Annotated in this window: 21 protein-coding genes; 11 read left to right on the forward strand and 10 right to left on the reverse strand. The window is 73.2% G+C overall.

Annotated elements, in window-relative coordinates; all coding sequences use genetic code 11:
- Positions 1 to 37: 37 nt before the first annotated feature.
- Positions 38 to 451 (reverse strand): VOC family protein, encoded by a 414-nt coding sequence (locus BCD49_RS18125; protein WP_007516299.1) that lies wholly within the window; start codon positions 449 to 451, stop codon positions 38 to 40.
- 131 nt (positions 452 to 582) lie between these two features.
- On the opposite strand from BCD49_RS18125, the gene BCD49_RS18130 reads away from it, so the two are divergent.
- Positions 583 to 978 carry an HIT family protein gene (locus BCD49_RS18130; RefSeq protein WP_007516301.1) on the forward strand — a complete coding sequence of 132 codons (396 nt, stop codon included), beginning with the start codon at positions 583 to 585 and terminating at the stop codon, positions 976 to 978.
- A gap of 127 nt (positions 979 to 1,105) precedes the next feature.
- Here the strand turns inward: BCD49_RS18130 and BCD49_RS18135 are convergent, their stop codons facing one another.
- Entirely contained in the window at positions 1,106 to 2,431 is a 1,326-nt protein-coding gene (locus BCD49_RS18135) for a DUF4352 domain-containing protein (RefSeq protein ID WP_071041712.1), read from the reverse strand.
- 427 nt (positions 2,432 to 2,858) lie between these two features.
- On the opposite strand from BCD49_RS18135, the gene BCD49_RS18140 reads away from it, so the two are divergent.
- The 3 genes from BCD49_RS18140 to BCD49_RS18150 all read left to right on the forward strand — a co-directional run bounded on the left by BCD49_RS18140 (position 2,859) and on the right by BCD49_RS18150 (position 5,824).
- Entirely contained in the window at positions 2,859 to 4,169 is a 1,311-nt protein-coding gene (locus BCD49_RS18140) for an NYN domain-containing protein (RefSeq protein WP_007516303.1), read from the forward strand.
- 130 nt (positions 4,170 to 4,299) lie between these two features.
- Positions 4,300 to 4,623, forward strand: a complete 324-nt coding sequence (locus BCD49_RS18145) for a hypothetical protein (protein ID WP_232794391.1) — start codon at positions 4,300 to 4,302, stop codon at positions 4,621 to 4,623.
- A gap of 55 nt (positions 4,624 to 4,678) precedes the next feature.
- Complete coding sequence (locus BCD49_RS18150; RefSeq protein ID WP_071041713.1) at positions 4,679 to 5,824, forward strand: glycosyltransferase family 4 protein; 1,146 nt, start codon at positions 4,679 to 4,681, stop codon at positions 5,822 to 5,824.
- 15 nt (positions 5,825 to 5,839) lie between these two features.
- On the opposite strand, the gene BCD49_RS18155 is transcribed toward BCD49_RS18150, so the two are convergent.
- The 5 genes from BCD49_RS18155 to BCD49_RS18175 all read right to left on the reverse strand — a co-directional run bounded on the left by BCD49_RS18155 (position 5,840) and on the right by BCD49_RS18175 (position 10,379).
- Complete coding sequence (locus tag BCD49_RS18155; protein WP_007516306.1) at positions 5,840 to 6,952, reverse strand: ROK family glucokinase; 1,113 nt, start codon at positions 6,950 to 6,952, stop codon at positions 5,840 to 5,842.
- The gene (locus BCD49_RS18160; RefSeq protein WP_232794390.1) at positions 6,945 to 7,541 is read right to left on the reverse strand and encodes a hypothetical protein; all 597 of its coding nucleotides are present in this window, start codon (positions 7,539 to 7,541) and stop codon (positions 6,945 to 6,947) included. Before BCD49_RS18160 ends, BCD49_RS18155 begins: the two co-directional genes overlap by 8 nt.
- Positions 7,538 to 8,752 (reverse strand): ArsA family ATPase, encoded by a 1,215-nt coding sequence (locus tag BCD49_RS18165; RefSeq protein WP_007516308.1) that lies wholly within the window; start codon positions 8,750 to 8,752, stop codon positions 7,538 to 7,540. The genes BCD49_RS18160 and BCD49_RS18165 overlap by 4 nt, the downstream gene beginning before the upstream one ends.
- Positions 8,753 to 8,759: 7 nt before the next feature.
- On the reverse strand, positions 8,760 to 9,260 hold the full coding sequence (locus tag BCD49_RS18170; RefSeq protein WP_007516309.1) for an SRPBCC family protein: 501 nt from the start codon (positions 9,258 to 9,260) through the stop codon (positions 8,760 to 8,762).
- 351 nt (positions 9,261 to 9,611) lie between these two features.
- The gene (locus tag BCD49_RS18175; protein ID WP_071041714.1) at positions 9,612 to 10,379 is read right to left on the reverse strand and encodes a metallophosphoesterase family protein; all 768 of its coding nucleotides are present in this window, start codon (positions 10,377 to 10,379) and stop codon (positions 9,612 to 9,614) included.
- Positions 10,380 to 10,721: 342 nt separating this feature from the next.
- Between BCD49_RS18175 and BCD49_RS18180 the strand changes: the two genes are divergently transcribed.
- Complete coding sequence (locus BCD49_RS18180; protein WP_007516311.1) at positions 10,722 to 12,536, forward strand: AMP-dependent synthetase/ligase; 1,815 nt, start codon at positions 10,722 to 10,724, stop codon at positions 12,534 to 12,536.
- Between the two features lie 75 nt (positions 12,537 to 12,611).
- Here the strand turns inward: BCD49_RS18180 and BCD49_RS43600 are convergent, their stop codons facing one another.
- Both BCD49_RS43600 and BCD49_RS45095 read right to left on the reverse strand, forming a co-directional pair.
- Complete coding sequence (locus tag BCD49_RS43600; RefSeq protein ID WP_071041715.1) at positions 12,612 to 14,285, reverse strand: hypothetical protein; 1,674 nt, start codon at positions 14,283 to 14,285, stop codon at positions 12,612 to 12,614.
- A gap of 82 nt (positions 14,286 to 14,367) precedes the next feature.
- Positions 14,368 to 15,474 carry a lysophospholipid acyltransferase family protein gene (locus tag BCD49_RS45095; protein WP_241832351.1) on the reverse strand — a complete coding sequence of 369 codons (1,107 nt, stop codon included), beginning with the start codon at positions 15,472 to 15,474 and terminating at the stop codon, positions 14,368 to 14,370.
- Positions 15,475 to 16,000: 526 nt separating this feature from the next.
- On the opposite strand from BCD49_RS45095, the gene BCD49_RS18195 reads away from it, so the two are divergent.
- The 5 genes from BCD49_RS18195 to BCD49_RS18215 all read left to right on the forward strand — a co-directional run bounded on the left by BCD49_RS18195 (position 16,001) and on the right by BCD49_RS18215 (position 21,154).
- Positions 16,001 to 16,864 (forward strand): alpha/beta hydrolase, encoded by an 864-nt coding sequence (locus tag BCD49_RS18195; protein WP_007517894.1) that lies wholly within the window; start codon positions 16,001 to 16,003, stop codon positions 16,862 to 16,864.
- Between the two features lie 5 nt (positions 16,865 to 16,869).
- Complete coding sequence (locus BCD49_RS18200; protein ID WP_007517892.1) at positions 16,870 to 17,553, forward strand: hypothetical protein; 684 nt, start codon at positions 16,870 to 16,872, stop codon at positions 17,551 to 17,553.
- A 382-nt stretch (positions 17,554 to 17,935) separates the two neighbouring features.
- Entirely contained in the window at positions 17,936 to 19,213 is a 1,278-nt protein-coding gene (locus tag BCD49_RS18205; protein WP_071041716.1) for an ornithine cyclodeaminase family domain, read from the forward strand.
- 180 nt (positions 19,214 to 19,393) lie between these two features.
- Positions 19,394 to 19,915: a polyadenylate-specific 3'-exoribonuclease AS gene (locus tag BCD49_RS18210; protein ID WP_007517888.1), complete on the forward strand. Its 522-nt coding sequence runs from the start codon at positions 19,394 to 19,396 to the stop codon at positions 19,913 to 19,915.
- 210 nt (positions 19,916 to 20,125) lie between these two features.
- The gene (locus BCD49_RS18215; RefSeq protein WP_071041747.1) at positions 20,126 to 21,154 is read left to right on the forward strand and encodes a 6-phosphofructokinase; all 1,029 of its coding nucleotides are present in this window, start codon (positions 20,126 to 20,128) and stop codon (positions 21,152 to 21,154) included.
- A gap of 134 nt (positions 21,155 to 21,288) precedes the next feature.
- On the opposite strand, the gene BCD49_RS18220 is transcribed toward BCD49_RS18215, so the two are convergent.
- Positions 21,289 to 21,993 (reverse strand): GntR family transcriptional regulator, encoded by a 705-nt coding sequence (locus BCD49_RS18220; protein WP_106410603.1) that lies wholly within the window; start codon positions 21,991 to 21,993, stop codon positions 21,289 to 21,291.
- A gap of 212 nt (positions 21,994 to 22,205) precedes the next feature.
- Here BCD49_RS18220 and BCD49_RS18225 point away from each other — a divergent pair, with 212 nt between their 5' ends.
- Positions 22,206 to 23,300 (forward strand): TauD/TfdA family dioxygenase, encoded by a 1,095-nt coding sequence (locus BCD49_RS18225; RefSeq protein WP_027141327.1) that lies wholly within the window; start codon positions 22,206 to 22,208, stop codon positions 23,298 to 23,300.
- Position 23,301: the final 1 nt, after the last annotated feature.

Here is a 23,301-nt window from a genome sequence, read left to right on the forward strand (position 1 = left end):
TCGGCACGCGCCGACCGGCCGGCCGCGGCCGCGGTGCCTACGCGAAGGGGCGGGTGAAGGCGGCGGGGCCGGCGGTGATGACGCGGAACTCGTTGCCCTCGGGGTCGGCCAGGAGGTAGCCGGCCTCGCCGGCGGCCTCCAGGCGGCGGACGCGCCGGGCGCCCAGGGTGGCGAGCCAGCTGGCGACGCGCTCGGCGTCGACGGCATAGAGGTCGAGCTGGAGGCGGTTGCGCGCCGGGCCGAGCTTGCGGACCTGGCGCAGCAGCAGTTTCGGCCCCGCGCTCGCAGGATGGCGCAGCTCCGCGATGTCGCCGCCGCGGAGGGTTACCTCATATCCCAGCGCTCTAGACCAAAAGCGGATCATTCGGTCGACATCCACGCAGTCGACCCCGACCCGCGCTACCCTCAGCCCGTGCGTCTCAAACCCGGCCACTCGCGCATGATGCCGCATTGCGGGTGCCTTGGCTCATCGGTGGTCGGCGTGTTGTGAAACGGTCACTGATCTGAACCGACCGGCGGGCTCCGCGGCGGGCCGCGTCCCGCTAGATCCCCTGGGCCACCTGGGTCGGTAGGGTCCTGGCCATGCCGACAATCTTCACCCGGATCATCAACGGAGAGCTGCCGGGTCGGTTCGTCTACGAGGACGAGCACACGGTCGCGTTCCTGACGATCTCTCCGATCCGGCCGGGCCACACGCTCGTCGTGCCGCGGCTGGAGATCGACCACTGGATCAATCTTCCGGACGAGTCGCAGCGCGAGCTGTGGAGCGCGGCGTCGAAGGTCGGCCGGGCGATCCAGGCCGCGTTCCAGCCGCGCCGGGTCGCGGCGATCATCGCCGGGCTGGAGGTGCCGCACGTGCACGTGCACCTGATCCCGATCGAGAGCGAGAAGCAGCTCGACTTCGGCCTCGCCGACCCGCACCCGGCGCCGGAGCACCTCGACGAGGTCGCCGAGCGCATCAGGGCCGCCGTCGCCTGACCCTGCGGCCCCTGCGGGTCCGTGGGCTTCCGGATGGTGCTGCGGCCCCGGTTCGGCCGGCCCCGCACGGACCGGCCGCGGCCAGGGAGACCCCGTCGGTCGGGCCAGCCGACGGGGCCTACCGGGCTCAGTAGCGGAAGTTCGCCCGGGAGGTGGCGAACAGCGGCTCCCAGTACAGCAGGTGGTCGCCGTCCGGCACGTCGAAGACGATGTTGCCGGTCACCTTCTGGCCGGACGCCAGGTCGTCGGCGTCCAGACGGGCTCCGACCTCGTCGTAGGTCGCGTCGTATCGGGAGCCGTCGGGGGAGACCCCGAAGAAGTGCAGCGGGTACACGTTCACCGTGCCGCTCACCACCTGGACGGTGAAGTTGGCGATGATGAACAGCCCGTTCTCCGGCGGGTCGCCGTAGCTCGTTATCGGCGAAGTGGTGCGGCAGAGGCTGTTCAGCGTGATCCGCGCGGTGTAGGTGGAGACGGAGCTGTCGCCGTCGCCCATCACCGTCACCGTCTGGCCGATGTCGGCGATACCTGCCTCAGGCGCGGTGCCCGGCGCGTTGATCGGCGTGCAGCCGGCCGGTCCGGCGGGGCGTGTCGTCGGCGCGACCGCCGGGGCGCTGCCCGTCGGCGCGGGGCCGGTCCCCAGCGTGGTCACCGACGGCGCGGTGACCGGAGGGGTGTCGTCCTTGTCGCCGCCACTCACCGCGAGCGCGATGACGACACCGAGGACGATCGCCACGACCGCCGCGAGCGCGGAGACGAGGATGACACCGTTGCGCCTGGAGGGCCTGCCTGGCTGACCGGGTTGCCCTGGCTGACCTGGTTGGCCGGACCAACCGGCGGGGGTGCCGGGCGGGGGGTAGCCGCCCTGCTGCTGGTAACCCGTGTCCTGGTAGCCGGGCTGCTGGTAGCCGCCGGGCTGGGCGTAGTCCGGCTGCTGGTAGCCAGGCTGCTGGTACCCAGGCTGCGAGGAAGGGTAGCCACCGGCGGGCGGGTAGGCGTCGCCCTGCGGGTAGGGCGTCGTCTGCGGATAGCCGCCTGGCGCGGGCGTGCCGGGCGGGGCGTACCCGGGCGCCGGGGTGCCCTGCGCGGGGTAGCCACCCGGTGCTGGAGTGCCGGGCTGGGGGTAGCCGCCGGGCGGCGGGGTTCCGGGTGGGGGGTAGCCGCCGGGCGCGGGGGTGCCCTGCGGGTAGCCCGTCTGTGGGTAGTCACCGGGACCTGGCCACTGCCCGCCCGGCGCCGGCGTGCCCGGCCAGCCCTGCCCGCCAGGTGGCGGGGTGCCTGGCGGCGTGGGCTGCGGGGTCTGGCCGGCGGCCGATGACCAGGCCGAGCCGTCCGCCTTGGCGGTCGGGGCCGCATGCCAGTCCGGCGCTGGGGTGTGCGGCGGCCACCCGCCGCCGCCCTGCCCGTGCCCGCCCCCGCCGTCTGGCGGGGTCGGAGGGTTCTGGTCGCTCACAGTGTTCCTCTCGGCGTACACCCCGCTGCCAAAAACGGAGCATGCAGATGGATAGCGCGACATTACAGAAGTCGGTCATACCCAAGAGAAATGCCCTTGTCGAACCTCTTTGTGCTTGTTGAGTCAACCGAATCGGGACATCTGTCGACTGGCGTTGTCGGTCCATCGACGAGATTGCTGTCGCGTTGGCTTTTCGGTGTGGATGTCGGCCGGGTTGGAGCGCTCGCGGGCCAAGAGTCCCCGGTCCCGGCGGAGGCTCGAGCCCGCCTGCGCCCGGGCCGGGGCGCTCCGCGAATCCGTGACAGATGGTGACGGTTCGTGGCGGATGGTGATGGCTATGGCGCGGGACTACGCTGGAGTGCTGCCACTCGTTCCTGCGACAGGGAGTCCGTACCGTGCCCGTCGACCTGCCTCTCCCGGACGCCGGGTGAGCAAGCCGCTGCCGGCGGAGGTACGGACCCAGGTCGTCGCCTTCGCCGCTGACACACTCGCCGGCCTCGAGGATGCCGAGGTGCCGGCAAGCCTGGTCGCCGTGCGCCGGTTCACGCCCGCGCGGCGGACCAAGCAGGGCGCGGTGCCACTCGCGGCGGCGGTCGAGCACGACGCGATCTTCCGGGGCCGGGTGGCGGAATGGGTCCGGCGAACCCATCCGGGCCTCGCCGACGCCGTGACGGCGACCGAGGGCCCACCGGCCGCGGCGCCGCCGGCCGAGGTCGCCGCGGTCGCCTTCGTGCTACGCCCCCCAGGCTGGGAGGACCTGCTCACCGTCGCCGCGACGTCGTCCGTGCAGGCCGCGATGTCGGCGAAGGCCGACGAGGCCGCCCGCGAGGTCGACCGGCTCACCGAGGCGCTCGCCGCGGTCCAGGAGAGCGGCCGCGCCGAGCGGGAGAAGCTGCACGACCAGCTGGCCACCATCCGCCTGGAGGTGGATGACCTGCGCCGGCGGATGCGCGGCTCGGCCGAGCGGGTCCGGCGCGCCGAGCAGGCCGCGCAGGAGGAGGTCGCCGCCGCGGTGGCGGACCGGGACGGGGCCCGCGTCCTGGCTCGGGCCGCGGAGGGCGAGACCCGCCGGCTGCGGGCCAGGGTCGGCGAGCTGGAGGCGGCGCTCGCCGGCGCGCGCCGGGAAGGGCGCGACGCGCGCAGCCTCGACGACGCCCGCCTGCGCGTGCTGCTGGACACGCTGATGGGCGCGGCCAACGGCGTCCGCCGCGAGCTCGGGCTGCCCACCACGGTGGCGCGCCCGGCCGACCTGTGCGCCACCGTGGACGGGCAGGCCCGCGACCCGTTCTCCGCGGTCGGCGCCCGTGGGCGTCCTGAGGACGACCCGACGGCCATCGACGAGGTGCTCACGATCCCGGGCATCCATCTGATCGTCGACGGCTACAACGTCACCAAGCGCGGCTATGGCGCGCTGCCGCTGCAGGCCCAGCGGGTGCGGCTGCTGTCCGGGCTCGGCCCGCTCGCCGGCCGGGCACCGGACGCCGAGGTCACCGTGGTCTTCGACGCCACGGCGGTCGCCAGCCGTCCCGTCGGGGTGACGGTGCCGCGTGGTGTCCGGGTGCTGTTCAGCCGGCAGGGCGAGCTCGCCGACGAGGAGATCGTCCGGCTGGTCCGCGCCGAGCCCCCCGGCCGCCCGGTCGTCGTCGTGACCTCGGACCGCGAGGTCGCCGAGACCTGCGCCGCCGCCGGTGCCCGTTCCGTCCCGTCCGCCGCGCTCCTCGCCCGGCTGGAGCGCTGACCGAACACCCTCGTCACGCCGTCGTCACACCCCGGTCCCGAAAAACTGTCGGACCACGCGTCTACCGTCTCGCGATGACACAGTGTGAACGACAGAGGTGAGCGCGATGCTGATCGACTGTGATTCGTGCGTGGCGCGTGGGAACGCGTGTGGGGACTGTGTGCTGTCGGTGCTCGTGACGCCGCCGCCGGTCGTCGAATGGGACGAGGACGAGCGCCGAGCGCTCGCCCTGCTCGCCGACGCGGGCCTGTTGCCGCGGCTGCGGCTGGTGACGCCGTTGGACGTCGTGCCGGCCGACGGCGCCGCGGCGCCGGAGGAGGTTCCGGCTTCGCCCCCGGGGCAGCAGATGATCCCGTTGGCCGAACCGTTCGCGGTCGGCCCCCGGCAGCGCTCCCGGCCCGCGCGCCGCCCCGACGCCGACGGCCCCGGGCGCCGCTCCCGCCGCGTCGGGTGACCGCCGGCGGGGGGAGGGGCCTGCACTGGGAGAGCCGGTGGGGGACCATGGGCGCATGCGGGTGCTCGTGGTGACCAACGACTTCCCACCGCGTGCCGGCGGCATCCAGGCCTACGTGCACAACTTCGCGAGCAGGCTGCCCGCCGGTGACGTCGTCGTCTACGCGCCCGCGTGGAAGGGCGCGACCGAGTTCGACGCGGCCCAGGACTTCCCCGTCGTGCGGCACCCGACGTCGCTGATGCTGCCGACCCGGTCGGTGCTGCGCCGCKCCCGCGAGATCGCCCGCGCCGAGCGGTGCGACGCGCTCTGGTTCGGCGCGGCGGCGCCGCTCGGGCTGCTCGGCGCCCGGCTGCGCGCGACGGCCGGGATCGAGCGGGTGGTCGCGAGCACCCATGGCCACGAGGTCGGCTGGGCCGCGCTGCCCGGCGCCCGCCAGACGCTGCGCCAGATCGGCGCGGCCACCGACGTCATCACCTACCTCGGCGACTACACCCGGCGCAGGATCGGCCCGGCCTTCGGTCCTCGCCCGCGCCTGGAGCGGCTGCCCAGCGGCGTCGACGCCGAGCTGTTCCGCCCCGGCGCCGGCCGCGACGAGATCCGCGCCCGGCATGGGCTCACCGGCCGGCGGGTGGTCGTCTGCGTGAGCCGCCTCGTCCCGCGCAAGGGGCAGGACATGCTGATCCGCGCCCTGCCGAGCTGGCGGCGCCGTTACCCCGACACCGCCCTGCTGATCGTCGGCGGCGGCCCCTACCGCGCCGACCTTGGCCGGCTCGCCCGGGAGCACGACGTCGAACGCCATGTCGTCTTCACCGGGTCGGTCCCGTGGGAGGAACTGCCCGCGCACTACGCCGCCGGGGACATCTTCGCGATGCCGTGCCGTTCCCGGCTGGGCGGCCTGGAGGTCGAGGGCCTGGGGATCGTCTACCTCGAGGCGTCCGCCGCCGGGCTCCCGGTCGTCGCCGGTGACAGCGGTGGAGCGCCCGACGCCGTACTCGACGGCCGGACCGGTCTCGTGGTCGACGGCCGCAGCCTGACCGACGTCGCCTCGGCCGTCGCGGAGCTCCTGGACGACCCGGACCGGGGCCGATCCATGGGTGCCGCCGGTCGTGCCTGGGTCGAGCTCACCTGGCGCTGGGACCTGCTCACCAAGAATCTCGTCGAGTTCCTGAGCCCCAGCCCCGCCCCCCGCCAGGGGCGGTAGCGGGGCGGGCATCGTTCAGGCGCGGCCGAGCTTGACCGTGCGCGCCAGGTCGGCCGCGCCCACGAAGCCGGCGTCGGGGCCGAGGTGCGCGAGGACGATCTCGGCCTCCGGGCGGTGGCCGCGGCCGGGGAGGGCGGCGCGGAACTGAGCCCTGGCCGGGCCGAGCAGGAGCTCACCGGCGTCGGAGACGCCGCCGCCGATGACGAACCGCGCCGGGTCGAGCACGGCGGTGAGGCTGGCCATTCCCTGGCCGAGCCAGTACCCGACCTCCTCGAAGCACTTGACGGCCGCCGGGTCGCCCTCGCGGGCCGCGGTCGTGACGTCCGGGCCGGTCAGCCGGTCCAGGTCGCCCCCGGCCAGCTCGAGCAGCCGGCGGCCGGCCTCCGGCGAGCCGCCGATGATCTCCCGCGCGTTGCGGACCAGTGCCCGACCGCTCGCGTACTGCTCCCAGCACCCCTGGCTGCCACAGCCGCACGGCAGCCCGGCCGGCACCACCTGCATGTGGCCGTACTCCGCGCCGACGCCGAACGCGCCGTGACGCACCTTGCCGTCCAGCACCAGCCCGCTGCCGATCCCGGTACCCACCGTGACGCAGACCAGCTCGGCGCAGCCGCGCCCGGCGCCGAAGCGGTACTCGGCCCACGCCATCGTGTTCGCGTCGTTGTCGACGATGACCGGGCGGCCGAGCCGGTCGGAGATGATGTCCCGCAGCGGCTCGTCGCGCCAGGCGAGGTTCGGCGCGAACATCACCCGCGCGCCGTCACGGTCGAGCCAGCCGGCGGCGCCGATGCCGATCGGCGCCTCCAGGCCGACGGCGTGGCGGGCGCGCAGCTCGCCGACGACCTCGGCGATCGTGTCCGCGACCAGCGCCGGCTCGTGTCCCGGCGTCGGGCGGCGCACCGAGCCGACGATCCGCCCGCGGCCGTCGACGACGCCCGCGGCCACCTTCGTMCCGCCGACGTCGACGCCGATCGCCAGGCCTGACACGGGGCCGGCCGGCGCGGGCAGCGTGGGCGGTCCGCCCGGCTCGGCTTCGGGCAGGCCGGACCTACCCGGGCCCGATGGCGCATAGGGCCCGTTGGACGAGATGGACGTCCCGGCGGTGCCGGGCGCGGGCGTGCTACTCACCGATGTCGATCCTCTGCACCCGGTCGCGGGCCGACCGGGTCTGCTGCGTCGCGGTCTGTCGTGGGAAAGCCTGCCAGGCCGCCGGGCCACCGCGCTCGTCGCGCTGGTCACCCGTGCCCTGGCCGGGGGCGCCGGCGGGTGGCCACGCGGCGCGGGCCGCGGCGGTGAGCGAGCTCGCCGCCGCCAGCAGGTGCCCGAGAACCTCGGCGTGGCTGCCGGCGACGCTGGAGAGCAGCCTGCACAACGGGCAGCCGGTGCACAGGGTCTCGCCGGGTCCCACCGTCCAGGGCGGGCCGGCGTGCGCCCCCCGACCCGGGCCCGGGTCGGGGTCGGGGTCGGGTCCGGGGGCGTCCTTCGGGGCGAACGGGTCCCGGACGTCCGCCGGCGGGTACGCGTCGCCGCCGTGCGCCGTCAGCCATTCGCGGACCGCGACGGCCAGCAGCGCGGCCTCCTGCGCGAGCGAGCCCGGCTCCGGCGGAACCTGTGAGGAGCCGTGCGCTCTGTCGCGAGTTCCCTCCGTCGCCGCACTCCCTCCGCGGCCGTCCTCGTCCCTCGGACGACCACTCCGCTCGCCTGCTCCTGCGCTCACGCCCGCACCCACTGGTCCGGGTCCGGCACGAACGAGACGACCAGGCGGTTGTCCCGCAGCCAGGCGGCGCGGACGTCGCAGCGGCGCAGCGCGGCGGGCAGGGCGAGCAGCCGCCGGTGCGGGCCGACCGTCACCACCAGATCGTCGCCGAGCCGCGCCAGGTCCACCTCGCCCCGGTCCGCGAACGGCACGCCGAAAGACAGCGAGTAGCCGTCCTCGGTCCGCTCCACCAGCGGCGCCTCGCTGTCCGCGCCCGCCCGGGCGCCGAGCACGCCCGCCGGGTCGAGCGACCCGTAGGCGGCCGCGCCGAACGCGGCCAGCTCCTCCAGCCCCACCGGCTCGCCGCCCCGGTACGCGGCGCGCAGCACGGGAAGCGGCGCGAACGCGGCCTCGATCTCGCCGAGCTGCTCACGGTGCGCCGCCGCCCAGCCGGCACGCCAGACGTCGCCGCCGGACGGGCCGATCACCCGGTTCGCCACCAGCGCGTCCACCGGCAGGCCATGCAGCGAGAGCGCGGTGAACACCCGCCGGGTGACCGCCACAGAGGCCGTCTCCGGGGTGAGCACGAGCCGCACGCTGGTCCGTGCCGGGTCGGTGAGCACCTCGCGCAGGTCGGCCGCGGTCGCGCGCAGCCGGATCAACACGTCGTAGACCGGCTCGGCCAGGTGGCCCATCCGGGCGGCCAGCCGTGCAGAGCGGGCCAGCGACGGGCGTACCCAGCGGACGAACCGCCCGTCCGGGGGGAGCAGCCGGCGGCAGTACCAGGACAGCGTCTCCGGGAACGACAGCAGCCGCAGCGCGTCGGCCGCCGGGCCCGCGTCGACGACGACCAGGTCGTAGCGGTCGCTGGTGAGCTGGTCGCGCAGCTCGAGCAGGGCCAGCGTCTCGCCGACGCCGGTGAGCCCGGCGAGCTCCTCGGTCTCGACCGGGTCGAGGTCGGCGTGCGTCCACGCGGCGTCCAGCAGCGGCCGGACGGCGTCCAGCCGCCGCCCGAACGAGTCCTGCAGGTCGACCTGCAGCCCGAACAGCCCCGGTTCGAGCTCGACCGGCCCGCCGGACACCGGGTGGTCGAGCGTGGCCCCGAGCCCCCCGACCGGGTTGAACGACACCAGGAGCGTCCGGTGGCCGCGCTGGGCGGCGAGCGTCGCGCTCGCCGCGGCTACCGTCGTGGTCCCGCCGCCGCCCTTACCGGTGAACAGCACACACCGCACACGAGCCTCAGCTCTCGACGTTCTTCTCGAGGTTCGAGAACTTCTCGGGGTAGGCACCGGCGCCGAGGGCGGGCGAGGCCTCGACGTGCCGCTTGAGGTCCTTGAGAGCGGCGTCGACGATGCCGCCCTGGACCTTGCGACGCAGCAGGCCCGGAATCTTGATCTTCAGCTCGACGGTGAGGTCGTAGGTCACTTCGGTCCGGCTCTCGCCGAGGTCGCGCAGCGTGTAGCTGCCGTCCTGGGCGGACATCGCCTGGCCCTCGACGAGCGTCCAGGTGACCTTCTCGTCGCCGAACCAGGAGTAGTCGGTGACGAACTCGTCCTTGGCGATGCCGGCGTTCACCCGGAAGCGGGCCCGGCTCGGCCGGCCCTCCGGGCCGACCTCGAGAACCTCGGTCTGCTCCATCTGACCGACCCACGTGGGGTAGTTCGCGATGTCGGCGATGGTGGCCATCACGGTCGCCGGCTTGGCGTTGATGACGATCGAGGCGCGTGCGTGATCGGCCATCGCTGTCAGTACCTCCAGATCCGCCCGGGGCTGACCCGGCCCCCGGCAACGACGTCCCCAACACATCGGCCAGGGTCACCGTGCCGCGACCGGTTGAATGATTGCATCTATTCCGCGATGTCCCTGGGGAGGTCGCCTAGCATGCGACTAAATACATGATCGCATGCTGGGTAGCCGGGCCCTTGAAGGGCCTGAGGCTACCCGACCGACGCCGGGACCTCACCAGCCGACCCGTCCCTCCAGCCGCCGGAGATGCGAGAGGTCCATGATCGCACCTCCTTTGGCCTGCCACTACGATCCCGTGGTAGGCCGCCGGAGATGCGAGAAGTGCATGATCGCATCTCCTTTGGCCTACCACTCGAGTACGAAGGGCGTGCCACGGGCGTTGAAATGCCCAACGTTCACGCAGCGCGTCGAGCCAATATACAAAGAGTCGACAAGTGGTTGGTGGACGTGGCCGAACAGCGCGTACTTCGGCTGCGTGGCCTGGATGGCCTCCAACACCGCCTCGCTGCCCCGCTCGAACCGGCCGGCCTCGACGTCGTACACGAGCTCGGGCACGTGCGGTGGGATGTGACAGCACAGCACGTCGACCTCGCCGACCGCCGCCACCTTCGCGGCGAACGTCTCGTCGTCGATCTCGTAGGGCGTGTTCATCGGGGTCCGCAGCCCGCCGCCGATGAAACCGAACCGCAGCCCGCCGATGTCGACGGTCTGGCCGTCGAGCAGGGTGACTCCGTCGCGCAGGTACTCCGGGTAGAGGTGCGGCAGGTCGACGTTGCCGTAGGTGAGGTAGGTGGGCGTCGGGAACGCCGCGAACAGCTGCGCGTACTGACGGCGGATCGCCGCCTCCATGATGGTGGCGCGGTCGCCCTCGAGGCTGGCCCACAGCCCGCGCGACCACTCCCTGGYCTCGTCGAACCGCATCTCGGTGCGCAGCTTGATCATCCGGCCGACGGCCGCGGCGCCGAACAGGTCGCCCATGATCCCGCGGCTGTGGTCGTGGTAGTCGATGAACAGGACCAGGTCGCCAAGGCAGACGAACGCGTCGGCGCCCTCCGCGGCGGCCGGGAGCGCGTCGGCCCGTCCGTGCACGTCGCTCACCACATGGACCCGCATATCCGAAGCTTAGAGCCCCGTCCGCCGCAAACGGATGCCTCGCGGACGAGGTACGCGCCATCCTACTGGGGAGTAACCGAGGTGCCTCCATTCCCGGAACGCCACCGTTTCGAGCCGGTTTCAGACGGCTGAAACAGCCGGCGGCACCCGCCGCGAGGTTCGCCGTCACCCTCACTCGCGGACTAACGTCTGACCTTGACCCGCCCACCAGGACCGCCTGCCCCAGGACCATGCCCTGCCCCGCGATCCCGCCCATCCACGACCCCCACCCGCGCGACCTGTCCCGTGCGCGTGCCGACGTGGCCGAGGCAACCGGCCCCGCGAAACCGAGGAGCCCTTCCGGTGCCCGAGTTCACCTCACCAGCCCTGGTCACCCTGCCCGACGACGCGACCCTCACCGACGGTGTCTTCGAGCTCGCCCGCGACCGCCCCGACCAGGTGGTGATCCGGCACAAGATCGACGGCGAGTTCGTCGACATGACCTACCGGGACTTCTTCGACCGGGTCATGGCGACCGCCGGCGGTCTCGTCGCCCACGGGGTGGGCCCGGGCGACCGGGTCGCGCTGATGAGCCGGACCCGGTACGAGTGGACCGTCCTCGACTACGCGATCTGGATGGCCGGCGCGGTGACGGTACCGGTCTACGAGACCTCCAGCGCGGACCAGATCGAGTGGATCCTCACCGACGCCGAGGTGACGCTCGCGGTCGTCGAGACGCCGCGGCTCGCCGCGCTGGTCGCCGAGGTCCGCGAACGGACGCCCGCGCTGCGCGAGGTCCTCGTCATCGAGGCCGGCGCGCTGGAGACCCTGCGCGCCGACGGCGCGGCGGTGACCTCGCAGGAGCTGGCGGCCGCGCGCGCCGGCGTGCGCGCCGGCAGCGTGGCGACGATCATCTACACGTCGGGCACCACCGGCCGGCCGAAGGGCTGCGAGCTCAGCCACGGAGCGCTGCTGTTCGACGCCAAGGCGGCCGAGGCGCACCTGCCGGAGCTGTTCAACAGGCAGAGCGACCCGTCGACGCTGCTGTTCCTCCCGCTGGCGCACGCCTTCGCCCGGCTGGTCCAGAACGTGGCGGTCCAGGTCGGCTTCCCGCTGGCCTACTCGTCGGATGTCTCCACCTTGGTCGAGGACCTCGCCAAGTGCCGGCCGAGCTACCTGCTCGCCGCCCCGCGGATCTTCGAGAAGGTTCACTCGCGGGCGCGCCAGACCGCGCACAAGAGTGGCCGGGGACCCATCTTCGACGCCGCCGAGAAGGCCGCGATCGCCTACAGCCAGGCGCTCGAGACCCAGGGCGGCCCCGGCCTCGGGCTGCGCCTGCGGCACAGGCTGTTCGATCGGCTCGTCTACACCCGGCTGCGGGCGGTCCTCGGCGGGCGCGTCCGCTACGCCGTCAGCGGCAGCGCGCCGCTGTCCGAACGGCTCGGCCACTTCTTCCGCGGCATCGGCGTGGTCGTCCTGGAGGGCTACGGCCTGACCGAGACGGCGCCGGCGCTGTCCGCCAACCGGCCGGGCCACGTGAAGATGGGCACGGTCGGCCAGCCGTTCGGCGGGGTGACGGTGCGCATCGCCGACGACGGCGAAATCCTCGTCCGCGGCCCGGTGCTGTTCAGCGGCTACCACGCCAACGAGACCGCCACCAAGGAGGCACTGGACGCCGACGGCTTCTTCCACACCGGCGACCTGGGCACCCTGGATGACGAGGGCTTCCTGCGGATCACCGGCCGGAAGAAGGAGATCCTGGTCACCGCCGGCGGCAAGAACGTCGCCCCGGCGCCGCTGGAGCAGCTGATGCAGACGCACCCGCTGATCAGCCAGGCGATGGTGATCGGAGACCGGCGCCCGTTCGTCGCCGCCCTGCTCACCCTCGACGAGGAGGCGCTCGAGCCCTGGCTCACCGCGCACGGCCGCCCGGCGAGCACGCCGCCAGCCGAGCTCGTCCACGACCAGGAGCTGCTCGCCGACCTGCAGGGCGCGGTCGACGCGGCCAACAGGTCCGTTTCGCACGCCGAGGGGATCAAGAAGTTCGTGGTGCTGCCGGCGGACTTCACCGTCGAGAGCGGCGAGCTGACCCCGAGCCTGAAGGTCCGCCGCTCCGCCGTCATGGACAGGTTCGCCGACACGGTCACCGACCTCTACGGCGGCGCGGCCGAGAAGTAGCCCGGGCGCGGCCGGCGCACGGGCCGCGAGAGGGCGTCGCGGCCCGTGCGCCGCGGGCTTGCGGCCGGCGGGGCGCTACCGGCGGGTGGCTCGGTGTTTGCCTCCGGCCGCGCCGGGCCGCTTGGACGGCGAGTCATCCGCCGTGCCGTCGGTCTCCAGCCCGGCGCGCGTCGGATCGTCGCCCTGCCCGGCATAAGCGGTGTCGGGGTCGTACGCGGAGCTGGAGTCATGCCCGGAGCCGGAGTCATACCTGGAGCCGGAGTACAGCTGGTCCAGGGCGCCGCCACCCGCCGCGCCCGGGTCGCCAACGTCGGCCAAGCCGTAGCCGTCATCGCCGTGACCGTCGTCGTCCGTGTCGGCGTGGCCGGCCACCGCGCTGGCGCGGGAACCGGCACGCAACCGGCGAAGTTTCAGGAACGGAAGGGCGAGCACCACAGCCATGCCCGCGGCGCCCAGCAGCGGCAGCGCCCACAGCAGCGGGCCGTCGTAGCGCGACGACTTGGCCTCGCCGCCGGCCGTGGGGGCGGTGACCGGCGTCCCCGAGGCGGCGGGCGCCGCCACCGCGGAGCACGCCGCCGGCCCGGCCGCCGGCGGCGGGGCCGGCGCCTGGCCGGACGGGGCCCGGGTGACCGTGAGCGAGACCGCCGTGGCGCCGGGTTCGGCGGCCAGGCACAGCAGCGCCGAACCAGGCCGGGAGAACACCTTCGCGCCGGTCACCTGGACCTGGTAGCCGGTCGGGTAGGCGGCGGCCGGCAGGCTGACCGCGGTGAGCAGTCCACCCGGCGCGGGCTTGCCGACGGGCAGCGTCGTGCCGTAGCGCAGGGTGAACGTGCCGGCGCCGTCGACGCCGAACTGGGAGACCTCACCCGCGACGGCGATCGGGTAAGGACGGGCGAGCGCCGCGGGGAGGGCGACGGGGCCGCCCGCGCCGCCGGCCCCGACCGGGTAGAACCAGCCGATCTGGTTGCCGTCGGCGGCGGCGGCGAACGCGGCGACGGCGCCGTCCCCGGTGCCGGCCGGGCCGGTCAGGTAGCCGGCCGGGTCGTTCACGGCGACCGTCGCCGTCGGGTCRAACGGCGCGGGCCGCTCGCGCCAGAGCAGGTGGAACGGGTCGGCGGCGACGACGGCGTTCGCCACGCCGGGGGCACGCGCGGACTCGGCGGCCGTGAGCTCGTACCCGACCAGACCGCCGGTGCCCCGAAACGCCGCGGCCAGGCGGCTGACCGCCGCCGTCAGCGTCGCCGCGGGCGCGGTCCCGCCACCGGCCGCTGGCACCACCCGCAGCACCACCCGGAAGCCCCGGTCGGTCAGAGTGCGGACGACGCCCGCCGCCTGCGCGAGGCCGGGGTCGCCCACGGTGGTGGCGGCGGCGCCTGGCCGTGAGTCGGGGAAGCCGCCCGCGGAGGTCAGCGCGACCGTCACGCCCACCGCGCTGAGACCGGCGCCGACCCAGGCATCCAGGTCGGATTCGCCCGGGGTCACCCCGGCGGTGAGCATCGGGCCGTGCGCCACCAGCACCCGGCCCTGGGCGTCGGTCAGGTACTGGTTGGTCCTGGTGACGGTCCCAGGCGGCGCGTGGGACGGCGTGGTGGGGGGCTGCGTCGCGGCGCCGGCGGCGAGCGCTCCCGTCGCCGCGGACAGCGGCGACGCCGGAGTCAGCGCGAACAGGACGCCGGCCAGGACCGCGCCGGCGGTGAGCCGGCGGGTGCCCTGCCCCGCTGCCCGACCCGGCCAGAAATATGCCCCCACGTCCTCTATCCTGCCGTGTGCGCCGTCTCGCGGTCTGGTGGGTCGCGGCGGGTCGGCCCGCGCGCCAGGATGGTCGCGAAGCTCAGCGCTGGAGCGGGTCGGGAGGCAGGTCGGCGGCGACGTCCGGCCCCTGCGGGCGCGGCGACGGCGGGATCTCCGTCGGCGGGTGCTCGGCGGCGGCGGTGTTCGCCAGCGCCGCCGCGGACGCCGGCGCCGCCGCGGCCCCGCTGAGCGGACTCGTGAGCTTGCCCGGCTTGGTGAACGTGCCTGCCCGGCCCGGCCTGAGTAGCTTCGCTGGCTTGGGCGTGCCGGCCAGCTTCGCCGGCTTGACCGGCTTGACCGGCTTGACCGGCTTGGCTGGCTTGACCGCGCCGTCGGGTGACGTCGTGCCGGTGCCGGTGCCGGTGCCRGTGCCGGTGCCGGTGGCCTCGGCCGTGGCGACCGCGCGGGCGGCCGCGAGATCGTCCTTGGCCTTCTGGGCATACATGTCGACGTACTCCTGGCCGGACAGCTGCATGAGCTCGTACATGATCTCGTCGGTGATCGAGCGCAGCACGAACCGGTCATCAGCCATGTCCTCGTAGCGGCTGAAGTCCAGCGGGCGGCCGATGCGCATCCCGACCCGGCGTATCCGCGGGATCGTGCGGCCCTGCGGCTGCACCTCGAAGGTCCCGAACATCGCCACCGGCACGACCAGGACCTTGGCTTCCAGGGCCATCCGGGCGACGCCGATCTTGCCGCGGTAGAGCCGGCCGTCCGGCGAGCGGGTGCCCTCGGGGTAGATGCCGAGCAGCTTGCCCTGCCCCAGGACGCGCACCCCGGAGCGCAGCGCGGCGTCGCTGGCCTTACCGCCGCTGCGGTCGATCGGCAGCTGCCCGACGCCGCTGAAGAACATCCGCTTCGCGGTGCCCTTCAACCCGCTGCCGGTGAAGTAGTCGATCTTCGCCAGGAACGTCACCCGCCGCGGAAGCATCAGCGGCAGAAAGATCGAGTCCAGGAAGGAGAGGTGGTTGCCGGCCAGAATCGCCGGCCCCTCCGCCGGCACGTTCTCCAGGCCCTCGATCCAGGGTCGGTAGAACGTGCGCAGGAACGGGGACAGGATGACCTTGAGCATCCAGTAGAACACGCCAGCTCCCTGCTCGGCCGCGCCGCGGCCACCTGCCCTCCCGGCGCCCGGACCCTGCGCCACGGTCCGTCCGCACCGTGGTTCCCGATATCGCGGTTCCCCACTCCCGAGGTTCCCCGCCACCGTCGTGCCTCGCGGTCAAGGTCGCCGACGGCGAGGTCTCCCGGCATCACGGTGCCACCGCCGCGCCGTGGCCGCGCCCGATGGTCGAATCGACCCTAGCCTTCCGCGGCGACGCCCGGGAGCAATCCCCGCCGCCGGCGCCGGCGCATCCAGCCCGCGGTCACCGCCGGTCCACCGCCGGGACACTCCCACGACCCGGTCAAAGCATCCGACGCCGGGCGTACCCGGTCTGATGGTGGCCGTGGTCTGGCCGGCGATGCCGTGCGAGCATTCCGATACTGGTGTGTTCCCGCCAGGCCTCCGGGGACGGTGGCCGCCGGAAGCGCGAAGGAAGAGCATCTTYGCACTTCCCTTGGCCCTCTGGTGTTTCTGGGGCAGGGGCTGCCGGAGGCGCGAAGGAAGAGCATCTTCGCACCTCCTTTGGCCCTCTAGGTGGACGACGCGTTGACGGGGGAAGGCGGATCAGATGGCTGGTGCCGGACGTACGACGGCGGCGTCCGCCGACGCGGCGGCGAGCTCCGGCCCGGTGCTGCCGGGCGCGGAGCCCTTCGAGCTGGGTGGAGGGGGTGACATCGGCGTGCTGCTGGTACACGGGTTCACCGGCACGCCCCAGAGCATGCGGCCGTGGGGGGAGTTCCTCGCCGCCGCCGGGCTGACGGTGCGCTGCCCGTTGCTGCCCGGGCATGGCACCCGCTGGCAGGACCTCGCGGTGACCGGCTGGCGTGACTGGTACGGCGCGGTCGACGAGGCCTTCGGCGACCTGCGCGCCCACTGCTCCCAGGTCTTCGTGATGGGCCTGTCGATGGGTGGCACGCTGGCGCTGCGGCTCGCCGAGGAGCGCGGCGCCGAGGTGGCGGGCGCGGTGACCGTCAACCCGAGCCTCGGCACCGACCGCTGGGACGCGAAGATCGCCCCACTGCTGGCCAAGGTCCGCCGGTCGGTCCCCGGGATCGCGAGCGACGTCAAGGCCGACGGGGTCGCCGAGATCGGCTACGACCGGGTCTCCGTGCGCGCCTTCGTGTCGCTGCGGGAACTGTGGAAGATCACCGTTCCGGACCTGCGGCGGATCGTGAGCCCGGTTCTGACGTTCCGCAGCGTCGTCGATCATGTGGTCGAACCCAGCTCCGGGAGACGGCTGCTCGCCGGGGTGACCTCGGCGCCGGTGACCGAGCGGCTGCTGCCCGACAGCTACCACGTCGCCACGCTCGACAACGACAAGGAGACGATCTTCCGGGGCAGCCTGGACTTCGTTCGTCAGCTCGTCGCCGTCCCGGCCCAGGGCGCGGGTGACGGCGTGGAGCCGGTCGTCGTGGCCGAGGGCGACGGCTGACGACCATGGCGGACAACCCCGGCCCGCGGCCGGCTGACGGCGACGCCGACCAACCGGCCGACGACGACGTCTTCGCCGAGCTGGTCTCCCACTTCGACGACGAGCCAGCGGAGCACACCTGGCCGGAGGCCGAGGATGTCACCCCCGGGTCGGATGCGCCGGGGGACGTCCGGTCGCCGTCCGGCTCCGCCCGGCTGGCCGGCGACGACGCCGCGGATGGCGGCGAGAACGGCGCTCCGCCCGACCCGGCGGGCGCCGCGCCGCCGGCGTCTGGTCTCGCCGACGGTGCCGGCGGGTGGCCGGGTGGGCGAAGCGGCCGTGACCTGCTCGACGACGCCGTCGGGCGCGGGCTGGTCGAGGGCGCCGGTGGGCGACGCGCGGATGACGCCGGCGGCGGCGGTGCCGCGTCGGGTGACGAGGACGACCTGCTGGACGAGGACGTGCACTATGTCCCGCCGCCACCGCCGAGGGCCGGCTGGGTCAGGCCCGCCACCGGGATCGCGCTCGGCGCGATCGCGCTCGGCGTGCTGATCCTGGTCGTCCCCGCGCTGGTCAGCCAGGCGACGGGCGGCGCGGGCGAGATCACCGGCGTGGCGCTCATCCTGGGCGGCGTCGGCGCGCTGGTCGCGCGGCTGGGTGAGCGTCCTCCCACCGACGACGACGGGCCGGACAACGGCGCCGTCCTCTGATTGGTTGGGCTCGAGCGGACGGCGCCACCGCGCTGCCCGCCTCGGTGCCCAAGCGTGGCGCGTCGGCCCGGCGTGCGTCACGCTGGGTGGATACCGCCCACGAGCGGGCGCCACCGCCCGCCGGGGCGGGTCATGGGCAGGGCGGGGGGATACCCGCCACACCGAGGGAAGAACCTCGCCTGGCGGGATGGCGCGCTCGGCGCCGTACCGGCATGATCGTCCGAAACGTGGCCGGCGAGCGAGCCGGCCGCCTGGGGGGCGGCTGGTCGACGGCGGGGTGGGGCGGACGGCGGGCCGGTGGTCGGGTGTTCGGCGCGGGCGGTGAGGGGCGGGCGGTCCAGGGCCGGGACCGCCGCCGAACTGGACAGGGAGGGACGGCGGCGTGCGTTTCTACGAGAAGGTCGAGGTCCACGGGCACCTGATGGACACGGGCGTGCTCGCCCGTGTGCTCGACGACGTGCTCGACTACGGCGGTGACTACGGGGTCGACCGGATAGACCTGGGCCGGACGCACGACGACGAGTCCCATGCGGTGATCACGGTCGGGGCGGACACCGAGGACCTGCTCATGCGGATCCTCATGCGCATCCAGGTTCACGGCGTCAACCGTGTCGACCCGGGCGAGGCCGTGCTGCGCCCGGCGGACCGCGACGGCGTGTTCCCCTCCGACTTCTACGCCACCACCAACCTGGAGACCGTCGTTCATCTGGACGGCCAGTGGGTGCCGGTCGAGCAGCCCGAGATGGACTGCGGCCTGGTCGTGTCCGGCGGCCGGGTCCGCACGGTGCCGGTCGCCGAGGTCCGCGCCGGGGACAAGATCGTGTGTGGGTCGTCCGGGGTGAAGGTCGTGCTGCCGATGACCGACCACTCCACCCATTCGGCCCGCTCCTACGGCACCTTCGGCGCGATGTCGCTGCCACCCGTCGGGTCCACCCAGCCGCAGGCGATGCTCGTCAGCGCGATCGCCCGCCAGATCCGCGAGGTCAAGGCCGAGAACCAGCAGGTGCTGTGGGTGCTCGGGCAGACGGCGATCAGCTCCGGGGCCGGCGGCGCGCTGGTCGCCCTCGTCGAGGCTGGTTACGTCGACGTGCTGTTCGCCGGCAACGCGCTGGCGACCCTCGACATCGAGCAGGCGCTCTACGGCCACCCGATCGGCATCGGCCCGCTGCGCAGCAAGCGCGTGCAGCGTGGCAACGAGCAGCACATCCGCGCGATCAACACGATCCGCCGGGCCGGCTCGGTGCGCGCCGCCGTCGAGCAGGGCGTGCTCGCCCAGGGCGTCATGCACGCGATGGTGAAGGYCAACAAGACGTTCGTGCTTGTCGGCTCGGTGCGCGACGACGGCCCGCTGCCGGACGTGCACACCGACGTGCTCAGCGGCCAGCGCGCGATGCGGGCCGCGCTGCGCGGCGTCGGCTTCACCATCATGATCGCGACCGCGCTGCACGCGGTCGCGACGGGCAACATCCTGCCGGCGTCGGTGCCGCTGGCCGCCGTCGACATGAACCCGGCGACCGTCGCCGCGCTGACCGACCGGGCGGCCTCGCAGGGCCTCGGCGTCGTGGCCGACACCGGCCTTTTCCTCGAGCATCTCGCGAAGGAGCTCGTGCCCGACTACCACTCGCCCCAGCCGCCCGCCACCTTCGCCGATGGCCGTTAGCGATCCTGGGGACAACGGCCTCCAGCTGTGCGAAAGAAGATCATTTTTGCATGCCCATTGGCCCTCTAGCGACCTCGGTCGTGACCGGCGCACGGGCCTTTYCCCCGTCTCCTCTCGTCGTGTCGGGCGTAACGGCGGCCCGCCCGACCGGAGGGGAGAGGGAACGGGTTCACTGGGGGAGTGAGTGGCGGCCGGTACTTCTACGACACCGAGTTCATCGAGCGGCTGGACGGCGGCCACTTCTGGCTCGACCTGGTCAGCATCGGGGTGGTGAGCGAGGACGGGGAGCGGGAGTTCTACGCGGTCTCCACCGAGTTCGATCCGACGAGGGCGGGACCGTGGGTGCGCCGCAACGTCCTCGATCAGCTGCCGTCCCCGTCAGCGTCGGCGTGGCGCTCGCGCGCCCGGATCCGCGACGACCTGCTCGCCTTCCTCACCGCAGACGGCGAGCCGGAGCTGTGGGCCTGGTACGGCGCCTATGACCACGTCGTGTTGTGCCAGCTCTTCGGGATGATGCCGGCCCTGCCGCGGCCGTTGCCACGGTTCACCCGTGACCTGCGGCAGCTGTGGGACGAGACAGGTCAGCCGCGGCTGCCCGCGCCGCCGGCCGACGCGCACGACGCGCTGGTCGACGCCCGCCACAACCTGGCCCGCTGGCGGGTGCTTGCTCCGCTGCGCTCCCATCGGGCGGCCGCCTCGTAGGAGAAGGCACCGCGACGCGAGTGCTGGTCGGGACGTCGATGTGGGCCGAAGGACACGGCCCGACCCGCCTTCTGCGGACGAGACCACTGCCGGCCGTGGATGTGATGCTGTCGACCAGGCGGTTGGCGGTATGTGGACCTTGTGATGGCCATCACCTCGTCTTACGCTCCGTCATCGATCGGCTTCGTCGACCGTTGGAGGACCAAGGCCGTGAAGATCGGTGTGCTGACGGGGGGCGGCGACTGCCCCGGGCTCAACGCGGTGATCCGCGCGATCGTGCGCAAGGRCATCGGGGTCTACGGGCATCACTTCGTCGGGTTCCGCGACGGGTGGCGCGGGCCGCTGGAGAACGACACCTGCGTGCTCGACATCCAGGCGGTGCGCGGGATCCTGCCGCGCGGCGGCACGATCCTCGGCTCCAGCCGGACCAACCCGTACAACATCGCGGGTGGGTCCGACCGGATCAAGGCGAACCTCGCGGAGCTGGGGGTCGACGCGCTCATCGCGATCGGCGGTGAGGACACTCTCGGCGTCGCGAGCCGTCTGTACGACGACGCCGGGGTACCGGTCGTGGGCGTGCCCAAGACGATCGACAACGACCTGGCCGCCACCGACTACACGTTCGGCTTCGACACCGCGGTCAACATCGCGATGGAGGCCATCGACCGGCTGCACACCACGGCGGAGAGTCATCACCGGGTGCTCATCGTCGAGGTGATGGGCCGGCACGCGGGCTGGATCGCGCTGCACAGCGGCATGGCCGGCGGTGCGAACGTGATCCTCATCCCGGAGCGACCGTTCGACATCGACAAGGTCTGTGCCTTCGTCGAGAGCCGGTTCGCCACCCACTACGCGCCGATCATCGTCGTCGCCGAGGGTGCCACTCCGCTCGCGGGGACGATGGTGGTCAAGGAGGGCGAGCTGGACTCCTTCGGCCATGTCCGGTTGCAGGGCATCTCCGGCCTGCTGGAGGCCGAGATCAGGGCGAGGACCGGCCACGAGTCGCGCGCGACCGTGCTCGGCCACGTCCAGCGCGGCGGCACCCCGACGGCGTTTGACCGGTGGCTGGCGACCCGGTTCGGCCTGCACGCGATCGATGCGGTCCACGACGGCGACTTCGGCGTCATGACCGCCCTGCGTGGCACCCGCATCGAGCTCGTCCCGCTGCGCGACGCCGTCGTCGAGCTCAAGACCGTCCCCGAGGAGCTCTACGCCGAGGCCGAGGTCTTCTTCGGCTGATGGCCCGCGAACGGGCGCCCGCCCGCTGGTCCCGCCGGTATACCGGCCGGACCGGCGGGCGGTGCACCCCCGATGCCGCGGTGTGCCGTCATGATCTTGCTGGTGGTGGCTGGTGCTGGTGGTGGCCGGTGAGGTCAGCCGGGCAGCAAGATGCCCTTGAGAACCTCCAGGGTCGGCTCCCGCCCGCCCTCGATATGCGCGTAGGCCAGTGCCGCGGCGAGGTCGGCGTTGCCGGAGCAGATGGCCTCGCGAAGGTCGTGATGCTCGCGGCACGCGACGCGCGGGTCGGGGTGCGCGGACAGCCGCGAGATCCAGCGAGCACGCCCGGAAACCGGGCGCATGAGGGCTGACAGCAGCGAGTTCTCGGCGAGCTCGATGATCGCCTCGTGGATGTCGGCATTCGTCGCGATGATCGCCGCGAAGTCGCCGCTCGCGAGCGCGTCGTCGGCCGCGTCGACCGCCGCGACCAGGGCCGCCGGCGACGCGCCGGCGGCCACGCGCTGGGCGGCGAGCCGCGTGCCGTAGACGTCGACGCCCAGCCGGACGGCGTACAACTCCTCGATGTCGCGCATCGTCAGCTCCGCGACCGTCGCCCCGCGCCGGGGCGACGTGGTGATGAAGCCGTCCGACTGGAGGCGGGGCAGCGCCTCCCGTACAGGTATGCGGGACACGCCGAGAGCGTCGGCGATCTCCCGCTCCCGCAGGCGTGATCCCTGCGCGTACGTGCCGGCGATGATGCGATCGCGGATCTCCCGGTAGACCTTGTCCGCCAGCGATTCCGTGGGCCAGGGGACGTCCTCGCCCACGTGCTGGTCGGTCACCGCTTGCTCGTCGTCCATACCGTGCGCATCTCCGCGATCATCCTCAGGTTCGAACCGCCGCTCCCATTCTGGCATACCAGTGTTGCTCCAGCGGAGTCGCCATGATCGGCCCGAGCGCGTCTTTTACCGCACCGAAACGGGTGGGCAAGCGGGCCGTCATCAAGGGTGTCTTCACTTGGCATACCAACTTGGCATACCAGGTTGGTATGCCAAGTTTCGCAGGGGGCTCGATGACGGTTGCGGCTCCATTCGACGCGACCCGCAGCGCCGGGTTGCCGAAGGTCGCCGCGTACATCGCGACGATCGAGGACCCAGCCTGCTGGGACGCGGCCGCCCTCCAAGCGCGCCGCGACAGCTGGGAACTCACGCTGACCGATGGCGAGGCGGACCAGCTGCGCGAGGCGGTGCGCGTGGCCAGCGCCGCGACCGGTGACTGGCGGGCCAACCCGTATCCAGGTGTCTGGCTCGCCGTGACCGAGGGCCTGGACGCGTTCTTCCAGCGCTGCGAGAGCTCGCTAGAAGGAGGCGTCGGCATCGCGCGGCTGCGCAACCTGCCGGTGAGCCGCGATGACGCCGACCTCGCCTACAACGAGAACCTGCTCTGGGCCATCGGCAGTCGCCTCGGTCGGCCCGTCAACCAGATGGGCGGCGGCACGATCCTGGCCCACCTGCGGGACCTGCGCGACCCCCGGCGAGGCCGCGACACGAAGCCCGAGGACACCAACGACCCGTTGCGCCACCACACCGACGGATCGGACCTGCTGGCCCTGATGTGCGTGCGCCAGGCCGTCACAGGCGGCAACTCGTTCATCTCCAGCTCGGCTCGTACCGTCCGGGAGATCGCGCGGCGCGAGCCGGAGCTGCTCGTGCCGCTGCTGGAGGACTACTTCGCGTTCGACCGCAACGAGGAGCAGCCCGAGGGTGAAGACCCGTTCTACCTCACCCGGCTCTGTGTGATCATCGGAAGGTCGATCAGCACCCGCTACTCGCGAGAGATGATCGAGGGGGCACAGACCGCGCCCGGGGTGCCAATGCTCACGGCGCGGCAGCGCCGCCTGATGGACGTCTTCGACGAGATCTCCGCGGAGGGCGGGGCGGAGGTCGACTTCACCTCCGGCGATCTCATGGTCGTCAACAACTACAGCGTGCTGCACGGCCGGTCCCGGTTCCACGACGCGGACGACCCCGCCCAGCGGCGGCTGCTGCTGCGACTCTGGATCGCCATGCACCACGCCCGGCCGCTGCCGTTCGACTGGGACCGGGGAGTCAACACCGACGGCCTCGGCCGCGGCGGCGTGCCGCTGAAGCACGCCGGGGTGAGCTGAC

The sequence above is a fragment of the Pseudofrankia sp. EUN1h genome (assembly GCF_001854645.1).
Classification (GTDB): domain Bacteria; phylum Actinomycetota; class Actinomycetes; order Frankiales; family Frankiaceae; genus Pseudofrankia; species Pseudofrankia saprophytica.

Coding starts and splice junctions, on each gene's coding strand:
- BCD49_RS18195 (WP_007517894.1), top strand. CDS start 16,001: ATGGCTGGTGCCGGACGTACGACGGCGGCGTCCGCCGACGCGGCGGCG.
- BCD49_RS18170 (WP_007516309.1), bottom strand. CDS start 9,260: ATGGCCGATCACGCACGCGCCTCGATCGTCATCAACGCCAAGCCGGCG.
- BCD49_RS18220 (WP_106410603.1), bottom strand. CDS start 21,993: ATGGACGACGAGCAAGCGGTGACCGACCAGCACGTGGGCGAGGACGTC.
- BCD49_RS18125 (WP_007516299.1), bottom strand. CDS start 451: ATGCGGCATCATGCGCGAGTGGCCGGGTTTGAGACGCACGGGCTGAGG.
- BCD49_RS18130 (WP_007516301.1), top strand. CDS start 583: ATGCCGACAATCTTCACCCGGATCATCAACGGAGAGCTGCCGGGTCGG.
- BCD49_RS18200 (WP_007517892.1), top strand. CDS start 16,870: ATGGCGGACAACCCCGGCCCGCGGCCGGCTGACGGCGACGCCGACCAA.
- BCD49_RS18225 (WP_027141327.1), top strand. CDS start 22,206: ATGACGGTTGCGGCTCCATTCGACGCGACCCGCAGCGCCGGGTTGCCG.